Genomic DNA, 7,297 nt, shown 5'->3' on the forward strand with positions numbered 1-7,297 from the left:
GCAAGGCCACGGGCCGGCGGGGCGGCGGAGACCGAGCAGTCACATCCGCGCCTTTCGGCGCCCCATCCCCCTCGGCCTTCCCCCGGCGAACGCAGGTTTGCCGGGGTGGGGGTGTTTGGTTCGGATGGGTTTGTGGCTGTGGCTTCCCCCTCTCCCTGTCCCTCCCCCTCCAGGGGGGAGGGGACGATGAAGGAGAGGGCGGTCTTGCTCAGCAGGGTTTCGCCGAAACGGACGGCTGTATCGCGGGCGTCTCGCCGAAACGGGAGGTCGTTTTGCGAACGCCGTTTCAATCCGGCGTCCCCTCCCCCCTGGAGGGGGAGGGACAGGGAGAGGGGGAGCGGCACGGTACAACCTCGCCATTCCCGCCACCACACACAAAAAAAGAGAGCAGCCAAAGCCACTCTCTCTGCACCTTCAAAAACCGTCGCGGGCCGCGGCGAGGGGGAGCGGGGGGTGCCGCGGCCCGCGTCCGCCTCATTTCCCCGCGGCGAGGAAGTCGATGATCGACTTCCGGGTGGCCGCGTCGGAAATGCCGGCGAAGGGCTTCATGTTGTTGCCGGGCACCACGCGTCCGGGTTTTCGAGGAAGCGGTCGAGGGTGGCCTCGTCCCAGGTGACGTCGGCCTGCGCCAGCGCCGACGAGTAGGAATAGCCCTCGGCGCTGCCGGCCTTGCGGCCGATGATGCCGGCGAGATTCGGGCCGAGGCGGTTGTCGCCCTCGGAGGTGGTGTGGCAGGTGCGGCAGGAGTTGTTGAAGTTGACTTGGCCGTCGCCGCCCGCTTCGCCACCTCCGTCAGCCTGCGCGCGGGCCGGCTGCGGGGCCATGGCGAGCAGGGCGGCGAGCGCCAGCGGGGCAAGCGCGAAGGGGGCGAGACGGCCTTTGCTGGCCATGGGGCGGGCCGTGGGTCGGGCGACGGCGGCGTGCGCGGTGCGGGTCATGGCGGTTCCTTCCCGAGGGGGCCGTCTCTGCAGGCGGCGGCCGGATCGTCCGGCGCCGCCGGTCGCGGCCCTGGTGTGGGGATAGAATGATCCGGGCGGGCAGAAGTTCCCGGCCATCGGCGGGCCGCTCGGTAACGAAGTCTTCACCCTGTCTGGCGAGGCTGGGGGATGACCCAGATCACCCACCGGGCGCCGGCCGCCACGCTGCTTCTCCTCGCCCTCGGGCTTGCCGCCTGCGGCTCCGGTCCGCGCCAGTGCGGCAAGGCCTCGTGGTACGAACTGACCTCGCGCACGGCGAGCGGGGAATATGCCAATCCGGAGGCGATGACCGCCGCCCACCGCAGCCTGCCGTTCGGCACGAAGGTGGAGGTGCAGAATCTGCGCAACGGCCGCACCGCCGTGGTGCGGATCAACGACCGGGGGCCCTATGGCGGGGGGCGGGTGATCGACGTCACCCGCGCCGCCGCCGACCGCCTCGGCTTCCGCCGCGACGGCATCGCGCCGGTGCGGATCCGCGCGCTGTCGGGCGGCGAGTTGCGCGGCGGCAGCTGCTGAGGGGGGGCGCGAAAAGGGTAAACGAAGTGTTGCCGCGCAGCGGCAAAAATGCATGCCTCACATGTGCTTGGCGGAATTGCCGGCCGTGCGGGGACCGGATATCGTCACCGTGCCATTCTCCCGCCCCGGGTCATCCGCCATGGAAGCTTCCGCCTTCGCCGAACTGATCGGCGCGTCCGCCGCCGTCGTCACCACGCTCTGCTGGCTGCCCCAGGCCTACAAGATCATCCGCGACCGCGACGCCTCGTCGATCTCCTATTCGGCCTATGGCGCGCTGGCGGTGGGCGTGGCGATGTGGCTGGTCTACGGGCTGATGATCGGCTCAATGCCGGTGATCGGCGCCAATGCGGTGACGCTGCTGCTGGTGCTGTGCATCCTCGGCCTCAAGGCGCGATTTTCGAAAGCGCTGACTCCAGCCGCCGTGTGATTTCCTCGGCGCGTGCCCGGTTGACCCCGAAGTCGTTGCGCCCGATCCGGCTCGCCGAATACATCCACACCAGCGACCGGCCGTCGTCGCCGGTGGTCACCTTCAGCGTCACATCGTCGGGAAAGCGCATCAGCCGGCTGCGGACGATCGCCTGCAGTGTTCTCGCTGTCCGATCCTCGGCGATGATCTCCGCGCCCATCTCGTCCGCAAGCACGCGGCGGGCGGCCTCGAACACCGCGTCCGCGCCCGCCGCGAAGCGCGGCGAGGCCAGCTCCGGCGCGCCGGACGCGCAGGCGCCGTCCGGGCAGGCCAGCACGTCGTTCGGCGAGCCCGTCCTCACCGGTGCGTCGAAGTCGTAGGCCACCAGAGGCGCCGGTCCGCCGATCCGGTCCCACGCAGCCTCGCGGCCATAGGCGACCAGGGCGGCAAAACCCGCCCCGGCCAGCAGCACCAGGCCGATCACCACGGCCGCGACCACCTTCAGGATCGTCACGCTCTGCTCCCTGTTGGATCCCGCCGTCAGTCGGACGGCACGAGCCGGATCAGCTGGCCGTTGCTGGCGTCGGTGAGAATGTAGACGGCGCCGTCCGGTCCGGTACGGACATCGCGGATCCGGCCGAACTTGCCGGCGAACAGCCGGTCCTCGCCGACCACCGCGCCATCCTCCACGTCGAGACGGACGAGAAGCTGCGCCTTCAGCGCGCCGACCAGAATGTCGCCCTTCCATTCGGGGAAGAGGTCGCCGTCATAGAAGGTCATGCCGGAGGGGGCAATCGATGGGTCCCAGTAGTGGATCGGCTGGGCCATGCCCGGCGCCGAGGTGCCGACGCCGATCTTCCCGCCCGAATAGTGCTTGCCGTAGCTGATCTCGGGCCAGCCGTAGTTGGTGCCGGCTTCGGGCTTGTTGATCTCGTCGCCGCCGCGGGCGCCATGCTCCACCAGCCAGAGCTCGCCGGTTTGCGGATGCAGCGCCGCGCCCTGCGGGTTGCGGTGGCCGTAGGACCAGATCTCGGGCCGGGCGCCGCTTTCGGCATTGGCAAAGGGATTGTCCGCCGGCAGCGCGCCGTCGTCGCCGATGCGGACGACCTTGCCGAGATGCGAGCCGAGATCCTGCGCCGGCGCGCCCTGGCCGCGCTCGCCGAGGGTGACGTAGAGCGTGCCGTCGGGGGCGAAGACGAGGCGCGAGCCGTAATGCTGCCCGGCATTCACCTTCGGCAACTGCTGGAAGATGACCTTGAAGTCGTCGAGGCGCGCGGTCGCGCCGTCGCGCTCCAGGATGCCATAGCCGACGGCCGTGCCGGCACCGCCGTCACCGGCTTGCGAAAAGCTCAGATAGACGCGGCTGTTGCTGGCGAACCCGGGGTGAAGCGCCACGTCGAGCAATCCGCCCTGGCCGCGCGCGACCACATCCGGCACGCCGGCGATCGGGTCCGACATCCGGCCACCGGCAATGAGGCGCAATGCGCCGGAGCGTTCGGTGACGAGCACCTCGCCGTCGCCGAGGAAGGCGACGGCCCACGGATGATCGAGCCCGGAGGCGATCACTTCGGAGGCGATATCGGATTCGGAAAGGGTGGCGGCGTGGGCGCCGGGGGCGAGCAGCAGGGCCGCGGCCAGTGTGCCTGCCGTCATGGCGGCTTTCAGGCGCGGGGTCTGCCGCAGGGGAGGGTTTTCCGCCGTCGCAGTCGCATCGGAAAACCGGCTGGAGGTGAATACGGACGTCATCGCCACTCCTGTTGCTTTCGACCCCCGTCCCACCGCGAGATAGGGCGCGCCGGGGCGCAGGGCAAGCGTCGGGGAGGCCCGATCGAAGGCGAGGGCCGTCAGGCGGCGATGGAGCGCGTGGCGTGGACGAGGCGAGGCGTTTAAGCCGAAGGCGGAGGTCGGGGCATGATGCCCCGCCGCGGTCAGCCGCGAAGGCTGCGGGAGGCGGTCAGCCCGAGGCGCGATCCGAACTCGTGCCAGAGCACGGCGGTGAGGCCCAGCATGCCGGCGAGAAGAACGCCGATGATGCCGGCGACCATGCCGCGCCCGCCTGTCTCCTGCGCGAAGAGCGCATCGAACAGCGGCTCGCGAGTTGTTCTGGCAGGCGAGGCCGGAGACACCTGCGCACCCGGAGCGGCGACATCGGCGATCTGGAAGCGCAGCGGTTCGGCGGCCTCGCGGGAGAACTTCCAGAGCGTGTTCTCGTTCGGACCGTAGACGTCCGGCGCATTCGGGGCGGCAGAGGCCATGCCGGCGAATGTTGCGGCAATGATGAACACGAGCAGGGCGACGAGACGCATCAGACGATAGGATTCGACGACGGTGCGCCGGGTGCCGGCCCGCTGCGGCAGGGCGCCGTCAACGGTGAAAAGCGGGGTGTCCTGTGACAGCAGATGCTCGGTGCTCATCGACATATCCGCGTTGTGACCGCCTTCTGGAGGCGCGGGAAGAAGAGGCCGGGCAACACCGGCATCTTGTCATGACAACAGGCGAATACGTCGGGATCAGGCCTCGATTGAGCGCGATCCCGGGATTTTTCATGGCAATTTTGCGGAGAAAACGGCAGGAGCCGGCAAAGTCGGCGTCTGGCGCCAGGCATGCGCGGGCGCCGTCAGGACGCGAACTTCCGGGCGGCGGAAGAACCGCCGCCCGGGAGCTGCAATTCAGCGCAGCGAGGCGCAGAAACGCTGGATGCGGGAACAGGCCTCTTCCAGATCGCGGTTCGACGTCGCGTAGGAGATGCGAAAGGCCGGGCCGAGGCCGAAGGCCGAGCCCTGGACCACGGCGACACCCTCGGCCTCGAGCAGTTCGCTGGTGAAGATCTCGTCGTCGGCGATCAACACGCCACGCTCGCTGGTCTTGCCGATCACGCCCGCGCAGGAGGGATAGACGTAGAAGGCGCCTTCCGGAGTCGGGCACTTGATGCCCTTGGCCTGGTTCAGCATCGACACGACGAGATCGCGGCGGCCCTTGAAGATCTCGTTGTTGGCGGCGATGAAGTCCTGCGGACCGTTGAGGGCCTCGACGGCGGCCCACTGGGCGATCGAGCAGGGGTTCGAGGTCGACTGCGACTGGATCGACCCCATCGCCTTGATCAGCTCGACGGGACCGGCGGCATAGCCGATGCGCCAGCCGGTCATCGCGTAGGCCTTGGAGACGCCGTTGACGGTCAGCGTGCGGTCGTAGAGGCCGGGCTCGACTTCGGCCAGCGTCGCGAACTTGAAGTCGTCGTAGACGAGATGCTCGTACATGTCGTCGGTCATGACCCAGACATGCGGATGGCGCAGCAGCACGTCGGCGATGCCGCGCAGTTCGGCGGCGGTGTAGGCCGCGCCGGTCGGGTTGGAGGGCGAGTTGAAGATCACCCACTTGGTCTTCGGGGTGATCGCCGCCTCAAGCGCCTCGGGCTGCAGCTTGAAGCCGCTTTCGGCGCCGGCCGCGACAAACACCGGCTCGCCGCCGCCGAGCAGCACCATGTCCGGGTAGCTGACCCAGTAGGGCGCGGGGATGATCACCTCGTCGCCGGCGTTCAGGGTCGCCACGAGGGCGTTGTAGAGCACCTGCTTGCCGCCGGTGCCGACGGTGACCTGGGCGGGCTTGTAGGCGATGTTGTTCTCGCGGGCGAACTTGGCGCAGATCGCCTCCTTCAGCTCCGGGATGCCGTCGACGGCCGTGTACTTGGTCTTGCCCTCGCGGATGGCGCGGATCGCCGCCTCCTTGATGTTGTCCGGCGTGTCGAAATCGGGCTCTCCGGCGCCGAGGCCGATCACGTCACGGCCGGCCGCCTTCAGCTCGCGGGCTTTCGACGTCACCGCGATGGTGGGCGAAGGCTTCACACGGGCGAGGGCGTTGGAAAGGAAACTCATCGGGCCACTCCGTAGGGCAGGGGACGCGAGCGCAACCGCCGGCCGCGCGCGGGCCGCACGTTAGGCGCGGCGACACGGTGACGCAAGGCCGATCTGCCACCTTTGCGGCGCCGATTTTCGCGCCTGCGGCAAGGCATTTGGGCGCTGCGGCACACGGTGGGTGGACGGCCGGTTGACGGGCCCGTTGACGGGATCGTGTGTTGAAGTGGCGGGCGCATCGCGGGCTTACTTGGGGCAGGATGCTGCTGACGGGCGGATCCGACCGACCTGCAACGGAGAAGACCCATGACCTTCCGCCGCCGCGCCTGGGACATCGCCGAACGTGACGCCACCCCGGAGCACATGTTCCTGAGCCGGCGGGATCTGTTGGCCACCGCGGGCCTCGGCGCGGGTCTCGTGCTCTCGCCGGCCGGGCTCGGCTCCGCCCTTGCCGCCGGCGGCACTCCGGCGCCGCGCAACGACCGCTACACGCTCGACCGGCCGATCACGCCCGAAGAGGTGAGCGGCAGCTACAACAATTTCTACGAATTCGGCAGCCAGAAAACCATCTTCGATGCCGCGCAGGCCCTGAAGACCGAGCCCTGGACCGTGACCTTCGACGGCATGGTCGAGACCGAGCGCAAGGTCGATGCCGCCGACCTGATCAAGGCGATGGCGATCGAGGAGCGGCTCTACCGCCACCGCTGCGTCGAGGCGTGGTCGATGGCGGTGCCGTGGACCGGCTTCGCGATGGCCGATCTCGTTGCCTATGCGAAACCGCTGGCGGGCGCCAAATACGTGCGGATGGAAACCTTCCTCGATCCGGACACGGCGCCGGGGCAGAGGCAGGTCTGGTATCCGTGGCCCTATGTGGAGGGGCTGACCATGGCCGAGGCCACCAACGAGCTGGCCTTCATCGTCACGGGCGCCTACGGCAAGCCGCTGCCCAACCAGTTCGGCGCGCCGATCCGGCTGGCGGTGCCGTGGAAATACGGCTTCAAGTCGATCAAGTCGATCGTGCGCTTCACCTTCACCGACGAGCGACCGAAGACCTTCTGGGAGGGGATCCAGGCCTCCGAATACGGCTTCTGGGCGAATGTGAACCCCGAGGTGCCCCACCCCCGCTGGAGCCAGGCCAGCGAGCGGGTGCTGCACACCGGCGAGCAGGTGCCGACGCTTCTTTACAACGGCTACGCCGAGCAGGTGGCCGGGCTCTACACCGGTCTCGAAGGCGAGAGGCTGTTCATGTGAGCGGTCGGTGCGAGTGCCCGGATGATCGCTGCGTCAGACCTCGGGCAAAAAAAAGCCGGGCGCGAAGCCCGGCTGATCAAGTTTAGGAAACGTCACCGCGGGGGCGCGGTACGCATCCAGAGGGGAACAGCTGAAAAACTCGTCCCGGCCGGGAGGACTGGCAGGGAGAAGAAATCCATCAGCTGAGTGAGTAAATGCCGGGCAGGGTGCCTCAATACAAGGCGGCGCTTTGCATGACTGGTATGCAAGGCGGAGGGGCTGGAGTGTGCCGCTCTTATCGTCGTCGAAAAGCCGGC

Annotated in this window: 8 protein-coding genes; 3 read left to right on the forward strand and 5 right to left on the reverse strand. The window is 68.6% G+C overall.

The features are described 5' to 3' along the window. Positions 1-545: 545 nt before the first annotated feature. A complete protein-coding gene (locus A6302_RS18500; protein WP_245294141.1) occupies positions 546-938 on the reverse strand; it encodes a c-type cytochrome in 393 nt (130 codons plus the stop codon). A 168-nt stretch (positions 939-1,106) separates the two neighbouring features. Between A6302_RS18500 and A6302_RS18505 the strand changes: the two genes are divergently transcribed. Continuing rightward, positions 1,107-1,493, forward strand: coding sequence for a septal ring lytic transglycosylase RlpA family protein (locus A6302_RS18505; protein ID WP_069308274.1), 387 nt, complete (start codon positions 1,107-1,109; stop codon positions 1,491-1,493). Positions 1,494-1,632: 139 nt separating this feature from the next. Beyond that, on the forward strand, positions 1,633-1,920 hold the full coding sequence (locus A6302_RS18510; RefSeq protein ID WP_069308275.1) for a SemiSWEET family sugar transporter: 288 nt from the start codon (positions 1,633-1,635) through the stop codon (positions 1,918-1,920). On the opposite strand, the gene A6302_RS18515 is transcribed toward A6302_RS18510, so the two are convergent. The 4 genes from A6302_RS18515 to A6302_RS18530 all read right to left on the reverse strand — a co-directional run bounded on the left by A6302_RS18515 (position 1,877) and on the right by A6302_RS18530 (position 5,771). Next, positions 1,877-2,413: a DUF1499 domain-containing protein gene (locus A6302_RS18515; protein WP_069308276.1), complete on the reverse strand. Its 537-nt coding sequence runs from the start codon at positions 2,411-2,413 to the stop codon at positions 1,877-1,879. The two genes, A6302_RS18510 and A6302_RS18515, sit on opposite strands and share 44 nt — an antisense overlap. 26 nt (positions 2,414-2,439) lie before the next feature. Beyond that, positions 2,440-3,645: a PQQ-dependent sugar dehydrogenase gene (locus tag A6302_RS18520; protein ID WP_245294142.1), complete on the reverse strand. Its 1,206-nt coding sequence runs from the start codon at positions 3,643-3,645 to the stop codon at positions 2,440-2,442. Between the two features lie 182 nt (positions 3,646-3,827). Continuing rightward, on the reverse strand, positions 3,828-4,313 hold the full coding sequence (locus A6302_RS18525; protein WP_069308278.1) for a hypothetical protein: 486 nt from the start codon (positions 4,311-4,313) through the stop codon (positions 3,828-3,830). A gap of 255 nt (positions 4,314-4,568) precedes the next feature. Continuing rightward, positions 4,569-5,771 (reverse strand): pyridoxal phosphate-dependent aminotransferase, encoded by a 1,203-nt coding sequence (locus A6302_RS18530; protein WP_069308279.1) that lies wholly within the window; start codon positions 5,769-5,771, stop codon positions 4,569-4,571. Positions 5,772-6,056: 285 nt separating this feature from the next. Here A6302_RS18530 and msrP point away from each other — a divergent pair, with 285 nt between their 5' ends. Continuing rightward, positions 6,057-7,001, forward strand: a complete 945-nt coding sequence (gene msrP, locus A6302_RS18535; RefSeq protein ID WP_069308280.1) for a protein-methionine-sulfoxide reductase catalytic subunit MsrP — start codon at positions 6,057-6,059, stop codon at positions 6,999-7,001. Positions 7,002-7,297 lie beyond the last annotated feature (296 nt).

The sequence above is a fragment of the Methylobrevis pamukkalensis genome (assembly GCF_001720135.1).
Lineage (GTDB): Bacteria > Pseudomonadota > Alphaproteobacteria > Rhizobiales > Pleomorphomonadaceae > Methylobrevis > Methylobrevis pamukkalensis.

Bases quoted from the DNA above. Each gene is read 5' to 3' on its own strand.
- A6302_RS18500 (WP_245294141.1), bottom strand. From the start codon at position 938: ATGACCCGCACCGCGCACGCCGCCGTCGCCCGACCCACGGCCCGCCCC.
- msrP (WP_069308280.1), top strand. From the start codon at position 6,057: ATGACCTTCCGCCGCCGCGCCTGGGACATCGCCGAACGTGACGCCACC.
- A6302_RS18525 (WP_069308278.1), bottom strand. From the start codon at position 4,313: ATGAGCACCGAGCATCTGCTGTCACAGGACACCCCGCTTTTCACCGTT.
- A6302_RS18520 (WP_245294142.1), bottom strand. From the start codon at position 3,645: ATGACGTCCGTATTCACCTCCAGCCGGTTTTCCGATGCGACTGCGACG.
- A6302_RS18530 (WP_069308279.1), bottom strand. From the start codon at position 5,771: ATGAGTTTCCTTTCCAACGCCCTCGCCCGTGTGAAGCCTTCGCCCACC.
- A6302_RS18510 (WP_069308275.1), top strand. From the start codon at position 1,633: ATGGAAGCTTCCGCCTTCGCCGAACTGATCGGCGCGTCCGCCGCCGTC.
- A6302_RS18505 (WP_069308274.1), top strand. From the start codon at position 1,107: ATGACCCAGATCACCCACCGGGCGCCGGCCGCCACGCTGCTTCTCCTC.